General features: G+C 67.6%; 25 protein-coding genes, 1 pseudogene and 1 riboswitch. Of the genes and pseudogenes, 13 read left to right on the plus strand and 13 right to left on the minus strand.

Annotation, left to right across the window (positions count from 1 at the left end; translation table 11 throughout):
* Window positions 1-35 precede the first annotated feature (35 nt).
* A complete protein-coding gene (locus G6N50_RS25435) occupies window positions 36-1,310 on the minus strand; it encodes a condensation domain-containing protein (RefSeq protein ID WP_142275700.1) in 1,275 nt (424 codons plus the stop codon).
* Window positions 1,311-1,643: 333 nt separating this feature from the next.
* Here G6N50_RS25435 and G6N50_RS25440 point away from each other — a divergent pair, with 333 nt between their 5' ends.
* Both G6N50_RS25440 and G6N50_RS25445 read left to right on the plus strand, forming a co-directional pair.
* A complete protein-coding gene (locus G6N50_RS25440; protein ID WP_083098159.1) occupies window positions 1,644-2,057 on the plus strand; it encodes a Zn-ribbon domain-containing OB-fold protein in 414 nt (137 codons plus the stop codon).
* A 76-nt stretch (window positions 2,058-2,133) separates the two neighbouring features.
* Entirely contained in the window at window positions 2,134-3,279 is a 1,146-nt protein-coding gene (locus tag G6N50_RS25445; protein ID WP_083098034.1) for a thiolase family protein, read from the plus strand.
* Window positions 3,280-3,295: 16 nt separating this feature from the next.
* Here G6N50_RS25445 and G6N50_RS25450 read toward each other — a convergent pair whose 3' ends face one another.
* Both G6N50_RS25450 and G6N50_RS25455 read right to left on the minus strand, forming a co-directional pair.
* A complete protein-coding gene (locus tag G6N50_RS25450; protein WP_083098161.1) occupies window positions 3,296-4,945 on the minus strand; it encodes a DNA repair helicase XPB in 1,650 nt (549 codons plus the stop codon).
* Between the two features lie 49 nt (window positions 4,946-4,994).
* Window positions 4,995-7,253: a helicase-associated domain-containing protein gene (locus tag G6N50_RS25455; protein WP_083098036.1), complete on the minus strand. Its 2,259-nt coding sequence runs from the start codon at window positions 7,251-7,253 to the stop codon at window positions 4,995-4,997.
* A gap of 151 nt (window positions 7,254-7,404) precedes the next feature.
* Here G6N50_RS25455 and G6N50_RS25460 point away from each other — a divergent pair, with 151 nt between their 5' ends.
* From G6N50_RS25460 to G6N50_RS25475, 4 genes are read left to right on the plus strand one after another with little or no spacing between them, the layout of a single operon-like run.
* Window positions 7,405-7,605, plus strand: coding sequence for a hypothetical protein (locus G6N50_RS25460; protein WP_174320979.1), 201 nt, complete (start codon window positions 7,405-7,407; stop codon window positions 7,603-7,605).
* Between the two features lie 8 nt (window positions 7,606-7,613).
* A complete protein-coding gene (moaC, locus tag G6N50_RS25465; protein WP_083098040.1) occupies window positions 7,614-8,144 on the plus strand; it encodes a cyclic pyranopterin monophosphate synthase MoaC in 531 nt (176 codons plus the stop codon).
* A complete protein-coding gene (locus G6N50_RS25470; RefSeq protein WP_083098164.1) occupies window positions 8,141-8,623 on the plus strand; it encodes a MogA/MoaB family molybdenum cofactor biosynthesis protein in 483 nt (160 codons plus the stop codon). Before moaC ends, G6N50_RS25470 begins: the two co-directional genes overlap by 4 nt.
* Complete coding sequence (locus G6N50_RS25475) at window positions 8,620-9,045, plus strand: molybdenum cofactor biosynthesis protein MoaE (protein ID WP_083098042.1); 426 nt, start codon at window positions 8,620-8,622, stop codon at window positions 9,043-9,045. The genes G6N50_RS25470 and G6N50_RS25475 overlap by 4 nt, the downstream gene beginning before the upstream one ends.
* A gap of 92 nt (window positions 9,046-9,137) precedes the next feature.
* Here G6N50_RS25475 and G6N50_RS25480 read toward each other — a convergent pair whose 3' ends face one another.
* From G6N50_RS25480 to G6N50_RS25495, 4 genes are all read right to left on the minus strand, one after another.
* The gene (locus tag G6N50_RS25480; protein WP_083098045.1) at window positions 9,138-9,956 is read right to left on the minus strand and encodes a transglycosylase family protein; all 819 of its coding nucleotides are present in this window, start codon (window positions 9,954-9,956) and stop codon (window positions 9,138-9,140) included.
* Between the two features lie 13 nt (window positions 9,957-9,969).
* Window positions 9,970-10,156: riboswitch (cyclic di-AMP (ydaO/yuaA leader) on the minus strand.
* A 235-nt stretch (window positions 10,157-10,391) separates the two neighbouring features.
* The gene (locus G6N50_RS25485) at window positions 10,392-10,670 is read right to left on the minus strand and encodes a MoaD/ThiS family protein (RefSeq protein ID WP_083098048.1); all 279 of its coding nucleotides are present in this window, start codon (window positions 10,668-10,670) and stop codon (window positions 10,392-10,394) included.
* 4 nt (window positions 10,671-10,674) lie between these two features.
* Window positions 10,675-11,769 carry a GTP 3',8-cyclase MoaA gene (gene moaA, locus G6N50_RS25490; RefSeq protein ID WP_083098050.1) on the minus strand — a complete coding sequence of 365 codons (1,095 nt, stop codon included), beginning with the start codon at window positions 11,767-11,769 and terminating at the stop codon, window positions 10,675-10,677.
* Entirely contained in the window at window positions 11,766-12,173 is a 408-nt protein-coding gene (locus G6N50_RS25495; RefSeq protein ID WP_083098052.1) for a YccF domain-containing protein, read from the minus strand. The genes moaA and G6N50_RS25495 overlap by 4 nt, the downstream gene beginning before the upstream one ends.
* Before the next feature lie 164 nt (window positions 12,174-12,337).
* Between G6N50_RS25495 and G6N50_RS25500 the strand changes: the two genes are divergently transcribed.
* From G6N50_RS25500 to G6N50_RS25510, 3 genes are all read left to right on the plus strand, one after another.
* Entirely contained in the window at window positions 12,338-12,745 is a 408-nt protein-coding gene (locus tag G6N50_RS25500; protein WP_065030451.1) for a cold-shock protein, read from the plus strand.
* Window positions 12,746-12,873: 128 nt separating this feature from the next.
* Window positions 12,874-14,826, plus strand: a complete 1,953-nt coding sequence (locus G6N50_RS25505; RefSeq protein ID WP_083098054.1) for an acyl-CoA dehydrogenase family protein — start codon at window positions 12,874-12,876, stop codon at window positions 14,824-14,826.
* 58 nt (window positions 14,827-14,884) lie between these two features.
* Window positions 14,885-15,889: a glutathione S-transferase family protein gene (locus tag G6N50_RS25510; RefSeq protein WP_083098056.1), complete on the plus strand. Its 1,005-nt coding sequence runs from the start codon at window positions 14,885-14,887 to the stop codon at window positions 15,887-15,889.
* 29 nt (window positions 15,890-15,918) lie between these two features.
* Here G6N50_RS25510 and G6N50_RS25515 read toward each other — a convergent pair whose 3' ends face one another.
* Together G6N50_RS25515 and G6N50_RS25520 are read right to left on the minus strand one after the other, a co-directional pair.
* A complete protein-coding gene (locus G6N50_RS25515) occupies window positions 15,919-16,395 on the minus strand; it encodes a DUF2771 domain-containing protein (protein ID WP_142275701.1) in 477 nt (158 codons plus the stop codon).
* Window positions 16,396-16,415: 20 nt separating this feature from the next.
* Window positions 16,416-18,098, minus strand: a complete 1,683-nt coding sequence (locus G6N50_RS25520) for an MFS transporter (protein ID WP_083098060.1) — start codon at window positions 18,096-18,098, stop codon at window positions 16,416-16,418.
* 79 nt (window positions 18,099-18,177) lie between these two features.
* On the opposite strand from G6N50_RS25520, the pseudogene G6N50_RS25525 reads away from it, so the two are divergent.
* Window positions 18,178-18,990, plus strand: a pseudogene (locus G6N50_RS25525) (DUF3027 domain-containing protein); the annotation flags it as partial.
* Window positions 18,991-19,226: 236 nt separating this feature from the next.
* Here G6N50_RS25525 and G6N50_RS25530 read toward each other — a convergent pair.
* Together G6N50_RS25530 and G6N50_RS25535 are read right to left on the minus strand one after the other, a co-directional pair.
* A complete protein-coding gene (locus tag G6N50_RS25530; RefSeq protein WP_083098065.1) occupies window positions 19,227-19,682 on the minus strand; it encodes an SRPBCC family protein in 456 nt (151 codons plus the stop codon).
* Window positions 19,683-19,702: 20 nt separating this feature from the next.
* A complete protein-coding gene (locus G6N50_RS25535) occupies window positions 19,703-19,978 on the minus strand; it encodes a DUF2530 domain-containing protein (protein WP_083098067.1) in 276 nt (91 codons plus the stop codon).
* A gap of 195 nt (window positions 19,979-20,173) precedes the next feature.
* Here G6N50_RS25535 and G6N50_RS25540 point away from each other — a divergent pair, with 195 nt between their 5' ends.
* The 3 genes from G6N50_RS25540 to G6N50_RS25550 are packed head-to-tail and all read left to right on the plus strand — an operon-like array spanning window position 20,174 to window position 21,745.
* Entirely contained in the window at window positions 20,174-20,605 is a 432-nt protein-coding gene (locus G6N50_RS25540; RefSeq protein WP_067835227.1) for an Rv0880 family HTH-type transcriptional regulator, read from the plus strand.
* Complete coding sequence (locus G6N50_RS25545; RefSeq protein ID WP_083098069.1) at window positions 20,602-21,459, plus strand: TrmH family RNA methyltransferase; 858 nt, start codon at window positions 20,602-20,604, stop codon at window positions 21,457-21,459. The genes G6N50_RS25540 and G6N50_RS25545 overlap by 4 nt, the downstream gene beginning before the upstream one ends.
* Before the next feature lie 10 nt (window positions 21,460-21,469).
* Window positions 21,470-21,745: a DUF2537 domain-containing protein gene (locus tag G6N50_RS25550; RefSeq protein WP_083098071.1), complete on the plus strand. Its 276-nt coding sequence runs from the start codon at window positions 21,470-21,472 to the stop codon at window positions 21,743-21,745.
* Window positions 21,746-21,853: 108 nt separating this feature from the next.
* Here G6N50_RS25550 and sepH read toward each other — a convergent pair whose 3' ends face one another.
* Both sepH and serC read right to left on the minus strand, forming a co-directional pair.
* Window positions 21,854-22,624 carry a septation protein SepH gene (sepH, locus tag G6N50_RS25555; protein ID WP_083098073.1) on the minus strand — a complete coding sequence of 257 codons (771 nt, stop codon included), beginning with the start codon at window positions 22,622-22,624 and terminating at the stop codon, window positions 21,854-21,856.
* Between the two features lie 122 nt (window positions 22,625-22,746).
* On the minus strand, window positions 22,747-23,865 hold the full coding sequence (gene serC, locus G6N50_RS25560) for a phosphoserine transaminase (protein WP_142275703.1): 1,119 nt from the start codon (window positions 23,863-23,865) through the stop codon (window positions 22,747-22,749).
* Window positions 23,866-24,043: the final 178 nt, after the last annotated feature.

A 24,043-nucleotide genomic window follows, 5' to 3' on the forward strand; every position in this document is an offset into this window, starting at 1 on the left:
GCCGCTTGAGGACGTTCGCATACGGCTATTTCGCGTCACGAATCAAGCTTCGCCAGAGCGGCATCGGCAATGGCGAATACTTCATCAGCGTCATAGAGGTCCCTGGCGAATGTGACATTGCCGGTGAGGCGGCCGTGCAACCTGAATACAGTGAAAAGAACCGTTTGGGATTTGGTGGTGCCGGTGCCGGACTCGACCTGAGCGCAGATTGCCGGAGATTTGATGCTACCGATGTTTGTCACGGCGCAGGAAACGTCCTGAAACGGTCCGCGGTGCAGGACAGGAAGCGACGCAGCACGGGCACCGGTTCTTAAAAGTTTCTGCTGGTTAGCGGACAAGAAACCGATGACCCGGGTGAGCCAGTAATCGATTCCCCAGCGAAACCAGCGAAATTGCCGGGCGACCTGTGAATGCAGCGGCGCTCCGCGCCGCAATTGCACAGACAGGCTGCCGGTGAAATTGCCGGGTACGGTATGTGGCAAACCGGGTGAATAGCGGGCGAGATCGGTGGGGACGGCGATACAGACGCGCGATTTCTCGGGGTGGGCCGAGAGCATTGCTTCGCCGACCGCGAGGCAAACGTATTGGTGAAGCGAGAGACCAAGGGCGTGGGCCTTGTCCAGGATCCGAGTCGTCTCCTGCTCAGAGAATCGATACGTCCGGGACGCGTAGCCCTTATCGTGGGGAATCGGCGTCTTGCCATGGGTGAGGTCGACTGTTTTGCGGGCTTGCTTCAGACCCGCCCTTGCGAGAAAGCTGAGGAAATAGAACGGCAACAGAGTCAGTCCGACTAGAGGGGCGGTGGAATGGAAGCGGCCCGCTGTATGGTCCGCTTTCTGGTCAACAGTGGCGCATTCACCGTCGGTGGTGGCGAGCCAATATTCGATCCACTGCAGGGCGCCGCGTCCGCTGGTGAACGCGTGGCTCATCTGGAAGCAGACTTCCCTATCCCCGACCCGCGAGACCTGAATGGGTAACGGGGGCCGCAGGGCATGAGCGGGCAAAAGTAATTCCTCGAAGGAGAATGGCTGTGAGAAGTGTGCGCGCTGTTGGTCGAGGGCGGCGGTGAGCTCGGCAGAATCGACAGATTCCCACGAATAGGACTTACCAATAGGTTTGAGGCCTACTTGTAAGGCAGCGTTTCGCCGCACCAGAGATTCGTAGGAAGCCCACAAGCGATCGGGATCGTAGTCTTCGCGAAATTTGACCACGAATGCGATGTCTTCGCCACGCAGTACCGGCTCCAGTGCGTGGATGAGCAAGCTGCCAACACGGCCTACGTCCATATCGCTCTCCAGGTTGATCGGCAAAGCGCGCACGATGGCTTTTAAGCGTACCGGCTCATCAGGCCCAGTTGAGAACTCTTGGTATACCTCAAAATATGGGCCGGTCGGCCCGCCCCGGGCCGTGAATACCTGACCGCTACGGCTTCCGAACGGATGGTGTTCCACGACTGGGGCCGACCACCATGGTGCAGCCGGTTCACCGACTCGGTGTCGGTGAACCGATGCTTGCGCGCGGGCGCGCCACCAAGCGTCCCGGTCGCTTCCGAGAATGCGGTTTCCACTTTTCGGAAACCTGTTATACGGTTCAGTGAGCAATATTCTGTTGGCGGATTGTGGACGATCCTGGAGGATCCCTCGATGCAGAAGGCACTTGCCCCCGAGATCTCTACCTGGCCCGATGAGAGCCCGCAGCTGATCGGCAGCCGATGCGGCAGCTGTGATGCCACCACCTTCCCGGTGCAGCAGTGGTGCCCGCGGTGCAGCGCCGGCGAGATGTCCGAGGTGCTGTTGCCCCGCCGCGGGACGCTGGTGGCGTGGACCACCCAGGGCTTCCCGCCCGGAGCCCCCTATGCCGGCCCGACCGGCAAGGACTTCGTGCCGTTCGGCGTCGGGTTGGTCCAGCTCGACGACGTCATCCGCGTCGAGGGCCGGCTGACCGAGAACGACCCGGCCAAGCTGCAGTTCGGGCAGGAAGTCGAGCTCATCATGGTGCCGCTCACCACCGACGACGAGGGCGCCGAGATTATGACCTTCGCGTTCCAGCCGGTCTAGACGGACCTATGGCGATCGCGAGGGCGGCGCAGCCGGGCGAAGCGGGTCGCCACCATCTATCCAGGGAGGATTTGAGATGACCAACGACGTCGCCATCATCGGCGTGGGCCTCCACCCGTTCGGCAGGTTCGAAAAGACCGCGATGCAGATGGGCGCCGAGGCCGTGCAGCTCGCGCTCAAGGACGCCGGCGTGGACTGGAAGGACATCCAGTTCGGCTTCGGCGGCAGCTACGAAGTCTCCAATCCCGACGCGGTGACCCGCCTGGTCGGCCTGACCGGCATCACGTTCACCAACGTGTTCAACGCCTGCGCCACCGCGGCCAGCGCGATCCAGCAGACCGCCGACACCATCCGGCTGGGCAAGTACGACATCGGCATCGCCATCGGACTCGACAAGCATCCGCGCGGCGCGTTCACCGATGACCCCGCCAAGCTGGCGCTGCCGCAGTGGTACGCCAACAACGGTCAGTTCGTCACCACCAAGTTCTTCGGGATGAAGGCCAACAAATACATCCACGACCACAACATCTCGCAGGAGACACTGGCGCGGGTGGCCAACAAGAACTTCCGCAATGGTGCGCTGAACCCGAATGCCTTCCGGCGCAAGGAGATCTCCGTCGAGGAGATCCTCAACTCGCCCGCGCTCAACTACCCGCTAACGCAGTACATGTTCTGCGCGCCCGACGAGGGCGCCGCCGCGGTCATCATGTGCCGCGCGGATATGGCCGAGAAATTCACCGACAAGCCGGTCTACGTGCGCGCCTGCGAGATTCGGACCCGGCGCTTCGGTGCCTACGAGGTGCACGCCACGTCGGCGCCGCTGGACGAGGACGCCTCACCGACGGTGTATGCCGCCAAGGCGGCCTACGAGGCTGCCGGTATCGGCCCGGAGGACATCGACGTCGCGCAGCTGCAGGACACCGACGCCGGCGCCGAGGTGATCCACATGGCCGAGACCGGTCTGTGCGCCGACGGCGAGCAGGAGAAGCTCCTGGCCGACGGCGCCACCGAGATCCACGGCTCGATGCCGGTCAACACCGACGGCGGGCTGATCGCCAACGGCGAGCCGATTGGCGCGTCGGGACTGCGGCAGGTGCACGAACTGGTGCGGCAGTTGCGCGGTGAGGCGGGGGAGCGTCAGGTACCCGGCGACCCGCGTGTCGGTCTGGCCCAGGTGTACGGCGCGCCCGGCACCGCATCGGCGACCATTCTGTCGCTTTAAATCGCTGAGCTTCAGGTTAAATCGCCGGACCCAGAAGATCGTCCGCGTCGCGGATGACGTAGCCGTAGCCCTGCTCGGCCAGGAAGCGCTGCCGGTGCGCGGCGTACTCGGCGTCCAGGCTGTCGCGCGCCACCACGGAATAGAAGATGGCGCCGCCACCGTCGGACTTGGGCCGCAGCAGCCGGCCCAGCCGTTGCGCCTCCTCTTGGCGTGATCCGAATGTTCCCGAGACCTGCACTGCCACAGAGGCTTCCGGCAAGTCGATGGAGAAGTTGGCGACCTTGGACACCACCAAAGTGGACAGCTCGCCGCGGCGGAAGGAGTCAAAGAGTTCTTCGCGTTCCTTGGTGCGGGTGGATCCCTGGATCACCGGGGCGTTCAGCTCGGCACCGAGTTCGTCGAGCTGATCGAGATAAGCGCCGATCACCAGGGTCTGTTCGCCAGGATGCTTTGCCAGGATCGATTTGACCACAGCGATTTTGGTGTGCACCGTCGAGCACAGCTTGTAGCGCTCGTCGGGTTCGGCGGTGGCGTAGATCATCCGCTCGTTGTCGGTCATGGTGACCCGCACCTCGACGCACTCGGCGGGCGCGATCCATCCCTGCGCCTCGATGTCCTTCCATGGCGCGTCGTAGCGTTTCGGGCCGATCAGGGAGAACACGTCGCCCTCGCGGCCGTCCTCGCGGACCAGCGTGGCGGTCAGGCCCAGGCGCCGCTTGGACTGCAGGTCGGCGGTCATCCGGAACACCGGCGCCGGCAGCAGGTGGACCTCGTCGTAGATGATCAGTCCCCAGTCGCGGCTGTCGAAGAGCTCAAGGTGCCGGTACTCGCCCTTGGTGCGGCGGGTGATCATCTGGTACGTCGAGATGGTGACGGGCCGGATCTCCTTGCGTTCGCCGGAGTATTCGCCGATCTCGTCCTCGGTGAGCGACGTGCGGGCGATTAGCTCGCGTTTCCATTGCCGCGCCGCGACGATATTGGTGACCAGAATCAGCGTTGTCGCACCGGCTTTCGCCATCGCGGCCGCCCCTACCAGCGTCTTACCGGCGCCGCACGGAAGCACCACCACGCCCGACCCGCCGGACCAGAACGAGTCGGTGGCCATCTGCTGATAGTCGCGCAGGTGCCAGCCGTCCTGGGCCAGGCTGATCGGATGCGCCTCACCATCGACATAACCCGCGAGATCCTCGGCGGGCCAACCGATCTTGAGCAGCATCTGCTTGACGCGGCCGCGCTCGCTGGGGTGGACGATGACGGTGTCGTCGTCGATCCGGGCGCCGAGCATCGGGGCAATCTTCTTGTTGCGCAACACCTCTTCGAGCACCGCTCGATCCAGGCTCACCAGCATCAGGCCGTGCGCGGGGTTCTTCACCAGCTGCAGGCGGCCGTAGCGGGCCATGGTGTCGACGATGTCGACCAGCAGCGGTTGGGGCACGGCGTAGCGCGAGAAGCTGACCAGCGCGTCGACCACCTGTTCGGCGTCATGACCGGCGGCGCGCGCGTTCCACAGCGCCAACGGGGTGATGCGGTAGGTGTGCACGTGTTCGGGCGCACGTTCCAACTCGGCGAACGGCGCGATCGCGGCGCGCGCCGCACCGGCCTGCTCGTGGCCCACCTCGAGCAGCACCGTCTTGTCGGACTGCACGATCAACGGTCCGTCAGTCAATGGCGCCACTCCTCCTCAGCTGTGTTCATCTCGGCGGGCATGCCAACCATTATCGGCCGGTGGCCGACACGACCGACGTGATGCGGTGGATGGCGAAGTCCCGCAGCCGTCCGGATGCGGAGTCAAAGGCCACCAGCTGGCCGCCCTTGATGGTGATGGGCGACACGACCCGCTGGGTGGCCACGCCCGCCGCATCCAGATAACCGATCACCAGAGTGTCTTGTTCCTTGGCCGCGCGCTGCAACTGCGTCATGGTGACCGCCGGATCGACGCGGATGTTGCCGAACGGGGCGGCGGTCACCTTGCGCAGCACCGCGACCACCGCGTTGAGGCTCTCGCTGTTGGGACGCCGGACCGGGCGATACGGCCGGCGCTGCTGCGGTGTGGCCACCCGGGCGCCGCGCGGACGGACGTCGACGATGGCGCCCGAGGAATCCTCGGCCGCGGGAGCGAAGCCCGCGGCCCGCAACGCGACGAGTACCTCGCCGATCGGCGCCGGCGACACCGCGACCGTTGGCGCCAGGGCCCGCAACTGCACCTCTTCGGTCGCCGGTGCGGCCACTGCCTGGGCCAGCAGCGCCGGGTCCTCGCAGCGCACGAACGACGCGGCCATGCCAATCCGCAGCTGCCCATGCCGTCGCGCGACATCATCGATGAGGTAGGTAAGCCCTTGGGGCACCGGCGTTTTGGAATGCTTGGCAAACAGGGAGTGCATCCAGTCGCGGGTCTTGCCGACATCGAGTGCATGCCGGATCGACTGCTCGCTGACCCGGTACACCATCGCGGTGCCGGCCGATTCGACGGTGGCCACGACGGCCAACTGCTCGGCCAGGTCGCGTTCCAGCGGCCCGGGCACGACCACGGTCAGGTCCGCCTGCACCAGGAAGTGGTCGACCGGTTGGGGCAGTGCCCGGTTCATCGCATCGATCGCGACCCGCGGATCGCCGTCGTCGTCCAGCAGCGCGCGGCCGGGCGTGCTGATCGCGCCGCGGCCGACCAGGCCCAGGGCGTTGCTCTCGGTGAGCAGATCACCGACGGGCCCGGGCTGCAACCGCTTGGACCACCGCGGACGCCGCCAGATCAGCGCGGCCGAGGCTTCCGCGGCGTTGACGCCAGCGCCGGGTGGCAACTCGGCCAGCATGCCGAGCAACAGCCGGCGGTCCAGCGGGGCGGCCGTGGAGTACAGGCCGTCGGTGAGGGCCCCGTAGGGCTTGGCGTCAGGGCCGCGACTGCCGATCAGCGCCGGCCGGCCGGGCAGGTCGAGCCAGCTGCCGGCCAACAGCTGCCAGCGCTCGGCGGCCGACATCGCGGCGTACCGGTCGGTGGCGATCGTCGGCGCCCAGTACGGTGCCTCGCCGTTGACCGGCTCGGGATCGGGCATGCCGCTGGCGATCAATCCGGCTGCCGCCGCTACTTCGAGGATCAAACCCAGCCGCGGCTCTTCGATGCCGGTAACCTTGCTCAGCCGCTTGACGTCACGAATGCCCAGGCCGCCACTGCGCAACTCGGAAACCGGTGCGGCGGAAAGGGTTTCGAGCAGGACATCGACCTCTCGCAGCAAGTCGATGACGGCCCCGGCGGCCGCGGCGTCGGCGTCGCCGGGCGTGGTGGTCGACACCACCGGGTCGGGCGCGGTCAACAGCATGGGGCCGGGCTGCTCGCCGCGCAGCACCTGCCCGACGTGGCGGGGCAGGATCACCGTCTCGGCGTCGATGCGCCGCAGCAGGCCCATGGCCAGCAGCTGGGGCACCGGCCGGTCGGCGGGGGCGCCGGGCGCGGCGTCGCGGGTGCGGCCCATAGGGGAGCCCTCGAGGAGTTTCTGTAAAACGTCGAGCTGCGCCTGGTTGAGGTCGTCGATCAAGGCGGCGATCTGCTCGGCGCTGCGCGAGGAGTCCTCGAGCATGACCTGGCCCGGATGCCATGGCATTCCCGTCACGGCGTCGGCGGCCACCCGCAGCGCGGCCTCTCCCCAGACCAGGGCGCGTTGCCGGAGGTCGTCGACCGCGTCGAGAACGTCGGCTTCAGGGGCGCGGTCGCCGATCAGCGCCAGCAGCTTGGCGGTCGGCACCGGCTCGGCGTCGGCCTGCAGCACCAGCAGCGCGTCGAGTACGGCCAGCCGCAGGAAGTCGAGGTCGTCGGTGCCGGCCTTGATCGACTGGCGGGCCTGGGCGCGCGCGGCCAGCGCGGCGATGCTGCCGGGTGGGGGCTGGGCGAGGTCCGGCCGCAATTCCAACAGTCGGATCAGCCGCTCATCGGACAACTCGGCCAGCCACGACCCCAGCGGGATATCCGGGGTGTTCTCGGTCATTGCTGACCAGCGTAAAGCAGGTTGCGGCTGCCCAGCAGACCGCGACGAGCCATCCGCTCACCAGGGCGGTGACCGACGGCGGCGACGGCAACGCGTCTCGAACTCCGGTCTTGCGCCACATGCCGTTGGGCCACCTGTCAGAATGGACCACGTGGCTGACACTGCTGAGGGCAAAGCACGCAAGACCAAGTACGTCGACAACGGCTGGCCGACGACGGACCCCGACGACCATGCGGTCAGTGAACTCGTGACCGACCGCACGGGTGCGCTGTCGCCCTTCGGCGAGCTGGTGTTCCCGCTGCCCTCCACCGATCTGCCCTACCTGCACCCGGTCACCGTCGTCAATCGGTAGGCCTCCGGATGGCCAGGGCCTCTGACGCCTCCAAAGCCCCGGCGACCTGGGCGTCGGGAGATTCCGGCTCGGGCGCCCTGTCACACCTGGACGACCACGGGGCGGCGCACATGGTTGACGTCAGCGAGAAGGTGGCCACCAAGCGCACCGCGGTCGCCGCGGGTGTCCTGCGCACGTCGGCGCAGGTGGTGGCGCTGATCTCGACGGGCGGCCTGCCCAAGGGCGACGCGCTGGCCACGGCGCGGGTGGCCGGCATTCAGGCCGCGAAGCGCACCAGCGACCTCATCCCGCTGTGTCATCAGCTCGCGCTCACGGGGGTCGACATCGACTTCACCGTGGGCGAGTCTGAGATCGAGATCATCGCAACGGTGCGAAGCACCGACCGCACGGGGGTAGAGATGGAAGCGTTGACGGCCGTCAGCGTCGCGGGGCTGACGCTCTACGACATGATCAAGGCGGTAGACCCGGCGGCACGGATCGACGACATTCGAGTGCTGCGCAAGGAAGGCGGCAAAACCGGAAGGTGGGCGCGCCCATGAGCTCCCGTTCAGCCCGCGTCATCATCGCCTCGACCCGTGCGTCGTCGGGGGTGTACGACGACCGATGCGGTCCGATCATCGCCGAATGGCTTTCAGAGCGGGGCTTTTCGGCCGTGCAGCCCGAGGTGGTCGCCGATGGGCCGCCGGTCGGCAAGGCGCTCCGCACGGCGATCGACGCCGACGTCGACCTGATCATCACCTCCGGTGGCACCGGCATCTCGCCCAGCGACAGCACGCCGGACCAGACCGTGGCCGTCGTCGATTACCTGATTCCGGGGCTGGCGGAGGCGATCCGCCAGTCGGGCCTGCCGAAGGTGCCCACGTCGGTGCTGTCGCGGGGGGTGTGCGGGGTAGCCGGCCAGACCCTGATCGTCAACCTGCCGGGTTCGCCCGGAGGGGTGCGCGACGGCCTTGGAGTGCTCGCCGATGTGCTGGACCACGCGCTCGATCAACTCGCCGGCAAAGATCACCAGCGATGACACTCGTCGTGCGCGCAGCCATGACCGAGCACCCGATTTCGCTGGCTGAACATGAGGAGTTGGTGGGCCATCAGTCGGCCGGGGCCGTCGTCGGCTTCGTCGGCATGATTCGCGACCACGACGGCGGACGGCGGGTGGTGCGGCTGGAGTACTCCGCGCACCCTTCGGCCGACCAGGTCATCGCCGACGTGGTGGCCGACGTGGCCCAGCAATCCAGCGGCGTGCGTGCCGTCGCCGCCAGCCACCGAATTGGCGCGCTGCGCATCGGGGAGGCGGCGTTGGTGGCGGCGGTCGCAGCCGATCATCGGCAAGCCGCGTTCGCCACCTGCGCGCACCTGGTGGACACCATCAAGGCCCGGCTACCGGTGTGGAAGCACCAATTCTTCGCCGACGGCACCGAAGAGTGGGTGGGCTCGGCCTGACGCCCTAGGCGCGGTCGGCCGCCGGAATGGTCCGCGTGCCCGACACGCCCCGAACAGGAGGGTTTTCGGGGCGTGCGGGGAGTGTGGCGGTGTCAGGCGCCGGGCGACGGCTGTGCCAGAGCGTCCAGCGCGTCGTTTCCCTGAACGTCCTGCGCCCGGATCGCGTCCCACAGTTGCTGGGTGTAGCCGGCGTCGGCGACATGCTGCGGCATGCCGGCCGGTACGAAACCGTGGAAGTCGCTGTCCACCGCGGGCGGTGCGTCCGCCAGGGGTGCGGGCGGCGGCGCGTCGGCCGGAGGTGCTGGCGGCAGGTCCACCGGAGGCGCGAGCGGAACGGCGTCCGCCGGGGGAGCGGGCGGCAGGTCCGCCGGCGGTGGCGGAGCGTCGGGCGGCGCCGGCCGGTCGAACGAGGCCAGTTGCACCGGAGCGGGCGGCGGGGGCGGCGGAGCGTCCGGCGGGGGCGCGTCCGCGGGTGGCGCCAGCGGCGCCGGGGCGCCGTTGATTCCGGGCGCGTCCAGGCTGGCCGGCGCGGGCACCTCACGCTGGGTGGGACCCGACAACGGGCCGCCGCACACGGGCCAAGCGCCACGACCCTGGGTGGCGAGCACCCGCTCGGCGACGGCGATCTGCTGTTCCCTGGTGGCGAGTTCGGCCGACGGGGCGTACTGGCCACCGCCGTGCGAGGCCCAGGTGCTTGCGCTGAACTGCACGCCGCCGTGGTAGCCGTTGCCGGTGTTGATGGCCCAGTTGCCGCCGGATTCGCAATGGGCTACCTGATCCCATTCGCCGTCGGTGGCCGCGGCCGCTTGGCCGGCAAGGGCGATGCTGCCGCCACCAAGAACTGCGCCGGTAACGGCGATCTTGGCAACGCTGATGTTCGAACTGCTGGGCTTACGGTGACGTCCACTCATACGCGCCGGTGTATTCCTCTCTCGTCACGCGCCTGCGAGGTCAGCTGTCGGGTTCGGGTTGGAGAGGCCACCCGGCCAACGTGGTCTGTAAAGCGAGACGACGCCGGCTTCACCCCTAGGAGCCGCGAGCGGCCCCAGTCCGATCACGGTGGACCGGTGGGTCCCCCGTCTCCATCCATGTAGTTTGGTGGCCCCCGCCTATTGGATGGAGCTCGGCGCGATAGGGAGGGGAGGTCCGCCAATCGGGATGGCTGGCGAGCCTTCGGAGACGGTAACGGTTTCTGTTGGTCGCGTCACGTTCTGCGAAACCCGGCGTTTCCCTCTCGGCCATCTGCGAAAACCGCAGGAGCACACAATGTTTGCGCAGGTCATGAGGGGCGATATCGGAGCGTGATCGCGCCGTTATCGTTCCGTTACGTGACGTATTTCACAGTTTCAGCCGCCGGAAAAGGGCGGCAGAACATCGATCGTGTCACCGGATTGCAACGCCGCGGTCTCGTCGCGGACGGCGATCCCGTCGCGCAGGTACGAGCACCGGGTCAACACGGTGGCCAGGCGAGACCCGCGAACGGCGAGCCGGTCGACCAGCTCGGAGACCGTCGTGCCGGGGCGCAGCACCACCGTCTCCGACTCGACGCCGGCGGCCGCGCGGGCGGCCGCGAAATAGCGCACCGTCACCTGGATTCCGTTTGCTTGGACAGGAGCCTGTCCCATGGGGCTAGCCACCGATCGCGCTCATCGGGCGGTCGGGCTGGATGAAGTTCGGGTCGTTGATGCCGTGACCGGCGGGCTTGCCCCACATCGCGATGCGCCACGCCGCCTCGATCGCGTCGTCGGGTGCACCGCCGCGCAGCAGCCCCCGCAGGTCGGTCTCCTGTTCGGCGAACAGGCAGCTGCGAATCTGGCCGTCGGCCGTCAACCGGGTGCGGTCACACGCCGCGCAGAAGGCGTGCGAGACCGAGGCGATGACGCCGAACTTTCCGTTCGGTGTGCCCGGGCCGGTGTCGATCAGCCAGAGCTCGGCGGGCGCCGATCCGCGCGGTGCCGGGTCGGGCCTCAGCCGAAAGTGTGGGCGTAGCGCCGCCAGCACGTCGTCGGCGCTCAGCGCCGCGTCGCGGCGCCATTGGTGCCCGGCATCCAGCGGCATCTGCTCGATGACGCGCAATTGGTAGCCGTGCTCGAGGCAGAACCGCAACAGTCCCACCACGTCCTCGCGTCCGGTGGCGGGGTCGAGCACGGCGTTGACCTTCACCGGCCGCAGGCCGGCCTCGTTGGCGGCGACCAGGCCGGCCAGCACGTCGTCGAGCCGGTCCCGTCGGGTGATGGCCGCAAAGTTCTGCCGGTCCACGCTGTCCAGCGAGACGTTGACGCGGTTCAGGCCGGCGGCGGCGAGCCCGGCGGCGCGCCGCGCCAGCCCGACACCGTTGGTGGTCAGCGAGATCTCGGGGCGAGGCTGCAGCGCGGCGGCCGCGGCGACCACCTCCTCGAGGTGGCGCGCCAGCAGGGGTTCGCCGCCGGTGAACCGCACGCTGGTCACCCCCAGCCGGGTGACGGCGATGTGCATCAGCCTGGCCAGCTCGGCGGCAGTGAGCAACTGCTCACCGGGCAGCCAGTTCAGGCCCTCCGCCGGCATGCAATAGCTGCACCGCAGGTTGCAGCGGTCGGTCAGCGAGACCCGCAGATCGGTGGCGACCCGCCCATAGGTGTCCACCAACGGGCCGGCCGAGGGCGCATCCGTCGGGACGGCACGGTCACCGGCAGCGCCGTCGGCACGGCTCGGCACCGTCGGGACACCCAACGCTGTCAGGGTCATGCGGCCACCGGCGGCATGTAGTGGGGTGGCGAGCTGACCGGCACGATCTCCTTGCCCAGCGGCATCAATGACACCGGAATCAGTTTGAGGTTGGCCAGCGCCAGCGGAATGCCGACGATCGTGAGCGCCATCGCCGCCGCGCTGACCAGATGGCCGATCGCCAGCCAGACGCCGAACAGCACCACCCAGATGACGTTCCCGATCAGGGCGCCGGACCCCGCGGTCGGCTTGTCCACGATGGTGCGGCCGAACGGCCACAGGGCGTACGAGGCGATGCGCAGCGACGCGAAGCCAAACGGGATGGTAATGATGAGCACGAAGCTGATGAGCGCCGCAGCCAGGTATCCGACGGCCATCCACAGGCCGCCGAAGACTAGCCAGATGACGTTCAGGATCAGGCGCATATCTCCTCCGCAGATACCACCAAGCGTACCGAGTACCCGATAACGGGGTGCTCGTTACCCGGGCATCCGAGTAGGATCAGACTCCTAATACGGCGTCCTGCGCAGGCGGGACGCTTATTGCGTTGCCTATTTCAATTGATCCGCTAGACAAGCAGGTGAGACCAGTGCCGACGGGCAAGGTTAAGTGGTACGACGCTGACAAGGGCTTCGGCTTCCTGTCTCAAGAGGACGGTGAAGACGTCTACGTCCGCTCGTCGGCGTTGCCCGCCGGGGTCGAGGGCCTCAAGGCGGGCCAGCGTGTGGAGTTCGGCATCGCCTCCGGACGGCGCGGACCGCAAGCGTTGAGCCTCAAGCTGATTGAGCCGCCGCCCAGCCTGACCAAGACTCGTCGCGAGGCGCCCGCCGAACACAAGCACAGCCCCGACGAGCTGCACGGCATGGTCGAGGACATGATCACGCTGCTGGAAAGCACCGTGCAGCCCGAGTTGCGCAAGGGTCGCTACCCGGACCGCAAGACCGCCCGTCGGGTTTCCGAGGTGGTCAAGGCCGTGGCGCGGGAACTCGACGCCTAGCCGGCCGGTGACTCAGAACCGACTGCGCCTTGAAGCTACCGGGTGGTAACTTCGACCTCCGTAGGTGTGGTATTCGGGCCGGTAGTGGCTGCCCACACGTCGTGTGAGTCGTTAGCAAGGAGGCTGCGATGTCACAGCAAGCGCAGGTCACCGAGGAGCAGGCGAGAGCTCTCGCCGAGGAATCTCGCGAAAGTGGTTGGGATAAACCGTCCTTCGCCAAAGAGTTGTTCCTTGGTCATTTTCCGTTAGAGCTGATACACCCATTTCCCAAACCGTCCGATGCCGACGAGGAGCGCACCCGTGCGTTTCTCGACAAGGTGCGGCAATTTCTGGACACTGTCGACGGCCGTGTCATCGAGCGCGACGCGCAGATTCCCGATGAATACGTGAAGGGCCTGGCCGAATTGGGTTGTTTCGGCATGAAAATTCCGTCCGAATACGGCGGGCTGGGCATGTCGCAAGTTGCCTACAACCGCGCACTGATGATGATTTCGAGCGTTCATCCCAGTCTCGGCGCACTGCTGTCGGCTCATCAGTCGATCGGAGTACCCGAGCCGCTCAAACTCGCCGGAACCCCGGAACAGAAGCGGAAGTACTTGCCGCGGTGTGCTGCTGGGGCTATATCGGCGTTCCTACTCACCGAACCAGACGTGGGCTCAGACCCGGCACGCTTGGCCTCGACGGCCACACCCGTCGAAGAGGGGAAGGCTTACGAACTCGAGGGTGTGAAGTTGTGGACCACCAACGGCGTGGTCGCCGAATTGTTGGTAGTCATGGCCCGGGTGCCCAAGAGCGACGGGCACCGGGGTGGAATCAGCGCATTCGTGGTCGAGGCCGATTCGCCGGGGATCACCGTGGAGCGGCGTAACAAGTTCATGGGGCTGCGCGGTATTGAGAACGGCGTGACCAGGCTGCACCAGGTTCGGGTGCCCAGCGAAAATTTGATCGGCCGCGAAGGTGACGGGCTCAAGATCGCGTTGACCACCCTCAACGCTGGACGGCTGTCGCTGCCGGCGACCGCGACGGGAGCGTCCAAATGGGCGCTGAAGATCGCCCGCGAATGGTCTGGTGAGCGTGTGCAGTGGGGCAAGCCGCTGGCCAAACATGAAGCGGTGGCCGGCAAGGTCTCGTTCGTCGCCGCGACCAACTACGCGCTTGATGCGGTGCTCGAATTGTCTTCGCAGATGGCCGACGAGGGACGCAACGACATCCGCATCGAGGCGGCGTTGGCCAAGTTGTGGGCTAGCGAGATGGCCTGCACCGTCGGCGATGAGGTTTTGCAGATCCGCGGTGGGCGGGGCTATGAGACCGCGGAGTCGTTGGCCGCGCGAGGTGAGCGCGCGGTGCCCGTCGAGCAGGTGGTGCGGGACCTGCGGATCAACCGCATCTTCGAAGGATCCAGTGAGATCATGAGGCTGCTCATCGCCCGCGAGGCGGTCGATGCCCACCTCGCAGCGGCCGGCGACCTCGCCAAACCCGACACCGGCTTGCGGCAGAAGGCCGCCGCCGCGGTCGGCGCCAGCGGATTCTACGCGAAGTGGTTGCCACAGCTGGTCTTTGGCGAAGGTCAGCGACCAGGGGCGTACAACGAGTTCGGCCCGCTGGCGACGCACCTCCGGTTCGTCGAACGCTCATCCCGCAAGTTGGCCCGTAATACCTTTTACGGGATGGCGCGTTGGCAGGCCAAACTGGAGCAACGGCAGGGATTCCTCGGGCGCATCGTCGATATCGGTGCCGAGCTGTTCGCGATGTCCGCGGCGTGCGTGCGCGCCGAGGGCCAGCGTGTCGCCGATCCCACCGTCGGTCAACAGGCGTACGAGCTGGCCGAGACGTTCTGCCAGCAGGCGACCCTCCGCGTCGAAGCGTTGTTCCATTCGTTGTGGACCAACACCGACGGCAGCGATGTTCAGCTGACCCAAAATGTCCTGGAGGGCCGTTACGCCTGGCTGGAGGACGGGATCGTCGACCAGTCAGAAGGCACCGGGCCTTGGATCGCGCACTGGGAGCCCGGCGAGTCGACCGAGGCCAATTTGGCCCGGCGATTTTTGACGGTGTCCGCGCCGTCGGAGGCGAATCTGTAGCTTCGCGTTCGATTTCTCCTAGTTCATCGACAGCCGTCGCTGGGGCAGAATTGTCGTCATGGCCACCTACGTTGCCGGGACGGGCGAATTCACCCGCGACACCAACTACATCACCACCCGCATCACTGCCGACGGGCGCGACGGGTACCCGGTAGAGCCCGGCCGGTATCGGCTGGTCGTCGCCCGGGCGTGCCCGTGGGCGAACCGCGCGATCATCGTGCGCCGCTTGTTGGGCCTGGAAAGCGTTCTCTCCATTGGCTTTTGCGGCCCCACCCACGACGAGCGCAGTTGGACGTTCGACCTCGATCCGGGCGGCGTCGACCCGGTGCTGAAGATTCCGCGGCTGCAGGACGCCTACTTCAAGCGCTTTCCCGACTACCCCAAAGGGATCACGGTCCCGGCGATCGTCGATGTTCCAACCGGTGCGGTGGTCACCAATGACTTCGCGCAGATGACGCTGGATCTCTCGACGGAGTGGTCGGCCTATCACCGCGACGGAGCGCCCGAGTTGTATCCCGAGCACCTGCGCGCGGAAATCGATGAGGTGAGCAAGAGGGTCTACACCGAAATCAACAACGGTGTGTACCGATGCGGGTTCGCCGGTTCACAGCAGGCCTACGAAGCGGCCTACGACCGGTTGTTCACCGCGCTGGATTGGGTGAGCGAGCGGCTGAGCAATCAGCGATTCCTGTTGGGCGACACCATCACCGAGGCCGACGTGCGGTTGTTCACCACACTGGCCCGCTTCGACCCGGTCTATCACGGGCACTTCAAATGCAATCGCAGCAAGTTGAGTGAGATGCCGGTGCTGTGGGCCTACGCGCGCGACCTGTTCCAGACGCCGGGCTTCGGTGACACCGTCGACTTCGTCCAGATCAAGCAGCACTACTACATCGTGCACGCCGACATCAATCCCACCCGGATCGTGCCCAAGGGTCCCGACCTGACCGGCTGGCTATCCCCGCACGGGCGAGAAAGCTTGGGAGGCAAGCCTTTTGGCGCCGGAACGCCGCCCGGGCCGCCGGTCGATGGTGAACGCGTACCCGCCGGCCACGGGGCTTGAGCCACGCCGATGAGCCGCGCGGCTGATCCTCAAAAGGTCAGCCGCACGGACCATTCCGCGTGTGGGACATCGCGAAGCTCGCCGGCGGGATCGACCGCCAACGTCAGCAACTGCACCACGATCCCGGCCAGCCGCCCGCGATGCGGGTCGACCGAGGGGATCGTCACGGCGAACCGGGTGCCCGGCCGGAAGATGGTGCTGGTGGTGTTCGTGGGGTCGTCATATACCTGCAGCAGTCGCCACGGCGCCCGGTAGATCGCATCGGGTACCGACAACTGAATCGGGTAGCGCTCGCTGACCCGCAGCTCGCCCTGATTCTGCGGCGTCTCACAGTCCTCGAGGTTGAGCACGTTGCAGTACAGGTAGGGCCCCACCCGGGTTAGGTGACCGTGTGAATAAGCGCTGATCTCGGGGTGCCGCGGTCCGGTGCGGCCGACCAGCAGCCAGGTGCCGACGCCGGCGCCGACGCACAGGAGGGCCACCAGGCAGGCGAGCAGCACGGCCATCCCCCGCTTGCTTCCGGGTTTCACTCGGCTACCACCGCCGAAGCGCCGACACCCCGGCGCATGCCCTCCTGCTCGACCATAATCGGTCTATTTCCTCCCAGGCCGGGAATCAGTGAGTTGCCGCGGAAGCTGACAAGGGTCTGCGCCAAGCCCAGGATGAGCAGCGCAGTGACCGCGGTGAAGCCGACCCACAGTTCGGTGTACACCAACACGCCCAGCGCGCCGCCGAGGACCCAGGCCAATTGCAGCGTCGACTCCGAGCGCCCGAAGCCCGATGCGCGGGACTCCTCCGGCAGGTCGTTCTGCAGCGACGCGTCCAGCGACGCCTTCGCGATGGCGCTGGCCCCCGACGTGACCAGGGTGGCGATCACGGCCAGCATCAAGTTGCCGGCCACCGCGGCGGCCAGCGCGACCGCGCTCACCGCGACCGTGCAGCGCACCACGAGCACGGCGGGCCTGCCCAGCTTCAGGCGCGCACTGGTGAAGTTGCCGACGAAATTGCCGATCCCCGCCGCGGCGCCGATCATGCCGAGCATGGCGATCTGGGCCCAGCCGTTGGCCTGATGGGCCTTCGCGACGAACGCGGGATACAGGAACAAAAAGCCCACCATGACCTTGATGGTGCAGTTACCCCATAGCGAGGTGATGATGTTGCGGCCCAACGGTTGCCGAAGCGCGCCGCTGACCTCCTGATGCCAGCTGCGCCGCAACGGTTCACTGTCCTGGCGGTAGCTCAACGTGGCGGGAACCTCACCGGCCGTCACCTCGACCCAGCGTGGTATCCGCATGGACAGCGTGGCGCCGGCGATCGTCACCGCGATCACCACGAACAACGCCCCGGGCAGCTTGAACAGGTGGGTGCAGGCGAATTCCACACCACCGGCGATGGCACCGCCGACGATGGTGCCGCCCAGCAGGCCGAACATGGTCAGCCGGGCGTTGACCCGCACCAGGTCGATGGTCGGCGGCATCACCCGTGGTGTCACCGCGCTGCGCAGCACGCTGAACGATTTCGAGAACACCATCATCGCGAGCGCGCACGGATAGAGCACCCACGACGGGAAACTGCCGGTGGCGCCGTTGTAGTTCATGATCAGCAGCACCGCCAGTGCGGTGCGCAGGGCGAACGACGCGGCCAGCGCAACGCGGCGGCCGTGCTGCAACCGGTCCAGCGCCGGACCGATGAACGGTGCGACCACGGCGAACGGCGCGATGGTGATCAACAGGTACAGCGCGACCCGGCCCTTGCTCTCTCCGGTGGCCGCGGCGAAGAACAATGTGTTGGCCAGCGCGACGGCCATCGCGGCGTCGACGGCGAAGTTGGCCACCACCGGCCACGTCAGCGCCGTCAGGCCGGACTTGTCGGCGCCGTCGGCCGTCGCGGCGCGCTGCACCATCCAGTACATCCGCGAGCCCATTTCGCGGCTGCGCAGCGCGGCGGCGCGGGTGACGGTGATCCGCTCGCCGGAGACCGGACCGCGAGACGCCGTGCCGCTGCTGCGCTCCGGCTCCGGCTGATGGCCCAGCGGCGGCAGATAGCGGTTGGCGCTCGGCATCGGCGACGGGCGCCGCGTGCGCCGATCGGTGCTGTCGCCGGCAGGGTAGTTGGCCGCGCCCGGATGTTGGGAGGCGGCGCCGTTGCGGGGCCGGCGGCCCCGCTGAGAGGGCACACGGCCCGGATCGTTTTGCCGCCGTCCAGACACGTTCCGATTCTCCCCTATGCCGACTCCGTGCGTCTGCAGGTAACGGGGTGTGGCTCGCCAACCTAGTATTGGAAACGCAATGCAGAAAGAAGGCAGCGTGACCAGACCCAGCGAGGAGCCCTCCGTGGAATCCGCCGTGGCAACCGTGGACGACTGGCCGGAGGGCTTGGCGGCGGTGCTCACGGGCGCGGCAGACCAGGCGAGGGCCGCCGTCGTGGAGTTCAGCGGGCCGGAGATGGTCGGCGACTATCTGGGCGTCGGCTACGAAGACCCGAACACCGCGACCCACCGGTTCCTGGCGCACCTGCCCGGTTACCAGGGGTGGCAGTGGGCGGTCGTCGTGGCGGCCTATCCCGGCGCCGAGCACGCCACGATCAGCGAGGTGGTGCTGGTACCGGGGCCGACGGCATTGCTGGCACCCGAGTGGGTGCCATGGGAGCACCGGGTGCGGCCCGGGGATCTGAGTCCCGGCGATCTGCTGGCGCCCGCCACCGACGATCCTCGGCTGGTTCCCGGCTACACCGCCAGCGGGGACCTTCAGGTCGACGAGACCGCCGCCGAGATCGGGTTGGGCCGGCGTTGGGTGATGAGCGCCGAGGGCCGCGCGGACGCGGCCGAACGCTGGCGCACCGGCGATTACGGCCCCGACTCGCCGATGGCGCGATCCACCAAGCGGGTGTGCCTCGACTGCGGTTTCTTCCTGCCGCTGTCGGGATCCCTGGGGGCGCTGTTCGGGGTGTGCGGCAACGAATTGTCGGCCGACGGGCACATCGTCGACAAGCTGTACGGCTGCGGTGCTCACTCGGACACTCCGGCCCCGGCGGGCACCGGGTCGCCGGCGTACGAGCCCTACGACGACGGCCTGCTGGACCTCACCCAGGCACCGGTCGAGCCGTCGGCGCCGTCTGGAGAAGCGTCGGAGGCGCCGGAAGCGCAGGCGGAATCCGCGACCCAAGAGCCGGCGACTCAAGAGTCCGCGACTCAAGAACCCGCGACCGAGGAGTCCGCGATCCAAGAACTTGCGGCCCAGGAACCGGCGGCCCAAGAACCGGCGACCCAGGCGTCTCGGCCCGAGACACCGGCCGAGACGCCGGAAGGCCAGCAGCCGCCGCAGAGCGAAACGACGGACTAGCCGGTCTCGGCGGCGGCCTTGATGCGCGCCAGCGAGGCGTTCATGCCGTCGAGCAATTCACGCTCGAAGTTGGCTGTCCCGCCGAAGAGCGCATTCACCGACAGGTTCGAAAACGCGGTGACGCCGTTTTCGGCGTGACGGCTCTCGATCAGCCGGGTGCCCTCGCCGCTGGGCTCGAGCTCGTAGCTCCAGATGGTGTTGTTGGTGTCGACGCGGAACGCGAGCTTGCGGTCGGGAACGATCTCGACGACCGTGCACGTGGTCGGCCAGAACATGCGCTTGCGGCGGTTGAGGTTGAGGGTCCGGGTGCCCTGACGCACCGGGCCGAAGGGCTTCATCCAACGACACTGCGGACTCCACTGCGGCATTCGCCGCAGGTCGGAAATCAATCCCCACACCGTGGCGACCGGTGCGTTGATGTCGACGTGGGCTTGCAACAGCGGGGCTACCATCGCTCCTCCAGGGGTGCGAATTACTTGTGGTCGAGATAGTTTTCGAGGCCGGCCTGCGCGCCGCGTGCACCGCGACGGGCCGCGGCGAGCTGCAGCAGGAAGATGCTCGTGCCGAGCACCCCCACACCCAGCCCGGCCAGGGCCACCGGACGCCAACATTGCAGGGCGGGCACCAGGAAAGCGGCCGCCACCGCGGACAGCCAACCCAACGCGCCGAGCGCGATGAACGGCCACACCTGCAGCAGCGCGGCCGGCAGCGGCGGCGCGGTGGGGTTGTGACCGGGTTCGGCAGACATCGCGCTTAACATAACCCGCCGCCGGTGTCCGCGGGCGGCGCACCCACGAGCCGATGTGAATTACCCGACCCGGCCGAACGTGATACCCGCGCGGAAGCATTTCGATGAAAAACCCGCAGCGTAGCGAAAGGGATCAACACCGCTCGTTCACCGGTTGGTGTCCCGGTTTCTCGGCCTGCCGTGTAACCTCGCGCCATGCCTGACAGCGATGCGCGGCTGGCCAGCGACCTGTCACTGGCTGTTATGCGGCTGGCCCGCCAACTGCGGTTTCGGAATCCGTCGTCGCCGGTGTCCCTGTCCCAGCTGTCGGCGCTGGCGATGCTGACCAACGAAGGCCCGATGACGCCCGGTGCCCTGGCGATTCGCGAACGCGTCCGGCCGCCGTCGATGACCCGGGTGATCGCGTCGCTGGCCGAAATGGGACTGGTGGACCGCGCGCCGCACCCGGTCGACGGCCGGCAGGTGCTCGTCTCGGTGTCGGAGTCCGGGGCCGAGCTGGTCAAGGCCAACCGCCGTGCCCGCCAGGAGTGGCTCGCCAAGCGGCTGGCGACGTTGAACAGCGAACAACGCGACACCCTGCGTAGCGCGGCCGACCTGATGTTGGCCCTGGTCGACGAAGGCCCGTGAGTTACCGGACCGAAGCCCTGAATATTCAGGACGTTGACGACCCCGACGATCCGAGGCTCGACGATTTCCGCGACCTGAACAGCGTCGATCGCCGTCCCGATCTGCCGTCCGGCAAGGGGCTGGTGATCGCCGAGGGTGTGCTGGTGGTGCAGCGCATGCTCGCCTCACGGTTTCACCCGCATGCCCTGCTGGGCACCGACCGCCGGCTCGCAGAGCTCGAAAACGACCTGGCCGGCGGCGCCGTGCCGTTCTACCGGACCTCCGCCGACGTCATGGCCCGGGTGGTCGGCTTTCATCTCAACCGCGGCGTGCTGGCGGCCGCCCGGCGGGCGCCCGAACCCAGCGTCGCCGAGGTGATCGCCGGGGCCCGCACCGTCGCGGTGCTCGAAGGGGTCAACGACCACGAGAACCTGGGCTCGATCTTTCGCAACGCGGCAGGGCTCGGCGTCGACGCGGTGGTCTTCGGCAGCGGCTGTGCCGACCCGCTGTACCGCCGCGCGGTTCGGGTGTCGATGGGCCACGCGCTGCTGGTGCCGTATGCGCACGCAACCCGTTGGCCCGCCGAGCTTGCGACGTTGCGGGAGAACGGTTTTCGGCTTCTGGCGATGACCCCGCAAGGCGCCGCATGCGCGTTGCCGGAGGCGATGACGGCCGCGCGCGACGAACGCGTCGCGGTGTTGGTCGGCGCCGAAGGGCCGGGGCTGACGCCGGCCACCCTGCGGTTGAGTGATGTGCGCGTGCGTATTCCGATGTCGCGGGGCACCGACTCGCTCAACGTCGCGACGGCGGCGGCGTTGGCGTTCTACGAGCGGGCCCGCTCGGCGACGGGAGGTGGCGATGGACAGCCAAGCTAGGCTCCGGCTGATGAGAGACGAGTCCGTGCCCTGGGCAACGGGTTTGACGGTGACCGCATTCGTCGCGGCGGTCACGGGCGCCGCGATCGTGGTGCTCAGTCTGGGGCTGGTGCGCGTGAACGCGCTGCTGGCCATCGGGCTCAACGTGGTGGCCGCCGGGGGTTTGGCGCCTACGTTGTGGGGGTGGCGGCGTACGCCGGTGCTGCGCTGGTTCGTGTTCGGTGCCGCAGTGGGGGCCGCGGGCGCGTGGGTTGTGCTGCTCGCCTTGGCGGCGGGTCGCGCTTAGTGGTGATCGCGAGCGCGGCAAAGCCGGGCGAAGCGGGTCGCCACCGTCGGGACTAGTGGTGATCGCGAGCGCGGCAAAGCCGGGCGAAGCGGGTCGCCACCGTCGGCCCTAGCGCTGTCCGCCCGAGCGCACGCCGAGCAACACGTCCTCCCATGCCGGGATGACCGGCTTGCCCCGGCGGGTGTGCACGGGCTTTTCGTCGGGCTCCGCGACCGGTGCTTCCGCGACGGGCGGCTTCGCCGGCTCTTCGAAGTCGACGTGGGCCACCCGGGCCACCGGGCGCAGCGGGCGTTCGAAGGTGGGGTCGATCAGGGCACTGGCCGCGTCGTCGATGGCGGTGACCGTTCCGCCGTGGGCGCCCGGAGAGAAGCAGAAATGCGCGAGGTTGTCGGAACGGCCGACCTTCCACGCGAGCTGCACCGTCCAGCGGTTGTCTTCGTTGCGCCAGGCGTCCCAGCTGAGTTTGTCGTGGCTGAGCCCCCGGGTTACCAGGGCGGCGCTGACCGTCTCCAGCAGGGTCAGCACCGCGGGACCATCGGCCAGCATCGGATGTGCGGCGGTTGCCAACTCCGCGGCGCGGAACCGTTCCAGCAGCACCGGGTGGGCAAAGCGGCGGATCCGCGACACCTCCGAACCCGACGCCGCGGCGACCTGCTCGACGGAGGCGCCGGCGCGAATCTTGGCCTGAATTTCTTTGGGGCTCAGCATGTTGGTGACTTCAATCTCGAGCTGCGGTTGCTCAGAGGACAGGGCCGCCTCGCGCAGCAACGCTCGCAGGCGGTCGTCGGCCGCCAGCTTGAACTGCTCCGCGGGATCGTCACCCTCGCAGATGACATATTTGCTGTCGGCATCCAGCCCAACCACTTTGAGTTCCCGCATGGTTATCTCCTCGCAGGCTCCGTGCAGGTCAGCGACGGACCCGTCACGTGCGCACTCTAGTCCAGCAACCGCCCATCACCTGTGCTGACACGCGGTGTGGTTGCCTGTCGATTGCCGCCCGGTTACAAGCGCTCGACGACCCAGTCGATGCATTGGGTCAGGGCGCTGACGTCGTCGGGGTCCACCGCCGGGAACATCCCCACCCGCAGCTGGTTGCGGCCGAGTTTGCGGTACGGCTCGGTGTCGACGATGCCGTTCGCCCGCAGGATCTTCGCGACAGCCGCGGCATCGACGTCGTCGGCGAAGTCGATGGTGCCCACCACCTGCGAGCGCAGCTTGGGGTCGCTGACAAACGGCGTGGTGTAGGACCGCTCCTCGGCCCAGGAGTACAGCCGGCTCGACGAGTCGGCCGTGCGCTTGACGGCCCAGTCCAGCCCGCCGTTGCCCAGCATCCAGTCGACCTGCTCGGCCATCAGCGCCAGGGTGCCGATCGCCGGGGTGTTGTAGGTCTGGTCCTTCAGGCTGTTCTCCACGGCGATGGGCAGCGACAGGAAGTCGGGAACCCAGCGGCCGGAGGCGGCGATGGACTCGACGCGGGCCAGCGCCGCAGGGCTCATGACGGCCAGCCACAGGCCGCCGTCGCTGGCGAAATTCTTTTGCGGAGAGAAGTAGTAGGCATCGGTCTCGGCGATGTCGACCGGCAGCCCGCCGGCGCCCGAGGTCGCATCGATGACGACCAGCGCCTCGCCGGAATCGGCGGGCCGGGCGATGGGCACCGCGACGCCGGTGGACGTCTCGTTGTGCGCCCAGGCGATCACGTCCACCGAGGGGTCGCTTTGTGGCTCGGGTGCGCTGCCGGCGTCCGCCTTGATGACGACGGGATCGCCGATGAAGGGGTTCTTGGCGACCGCGGAGGCGAACTTGGAGCTGAACTCGCCGAAGGACAGGTGCAACGAACGCTTGTCGATCAAGCCGAACGCCGCGGCATCCCAGAACGCGGTTGCGCCGCCGTTGCCCAGAATGACCTCATAGCCCTCGGGCACGGAGAACAGCTCGGCGAGACCGGACCGCAGCCGGCCCACCAGATTCTTGACCGGTGCCTGGCGGTGCGAGGTGCCGAACAACGGGGCGGCGGTCGTGGTCAGCGCCTGCAATTGTTCGGGTCGGACCTTGGACGGGCCGCACCCGAAGCGGCCGTCGCGGGGTTTGATGTCAGCGGGGATCTCGAGCTGGTCAGCCATGCTCATCAGGGTAGTGAGCCGACCCGACGGGCCGGTGCGGAGGCCCGGCTGTGGGCCCCCGTCGCCGGGGCAAAAGGCCTGTTCGGGTGCGCTCGGACGTTTGGTCGCGTGTGATCTGGGGCATAAAAATTTCATGACCACCGGTCAGGTCACAGTGCCTAGAGGGGGCCTAGGAAAT

This window comes from Mycobacterium mantenii (assembly GCF_010731775.1).
GTDB classification, from domain to species: Bacteria; Actinomycetota; Actinomycetes; order Mycobacteriales; family Mycobacteriaceae; genus Mycobacterium; species Mycobacterium mantenii.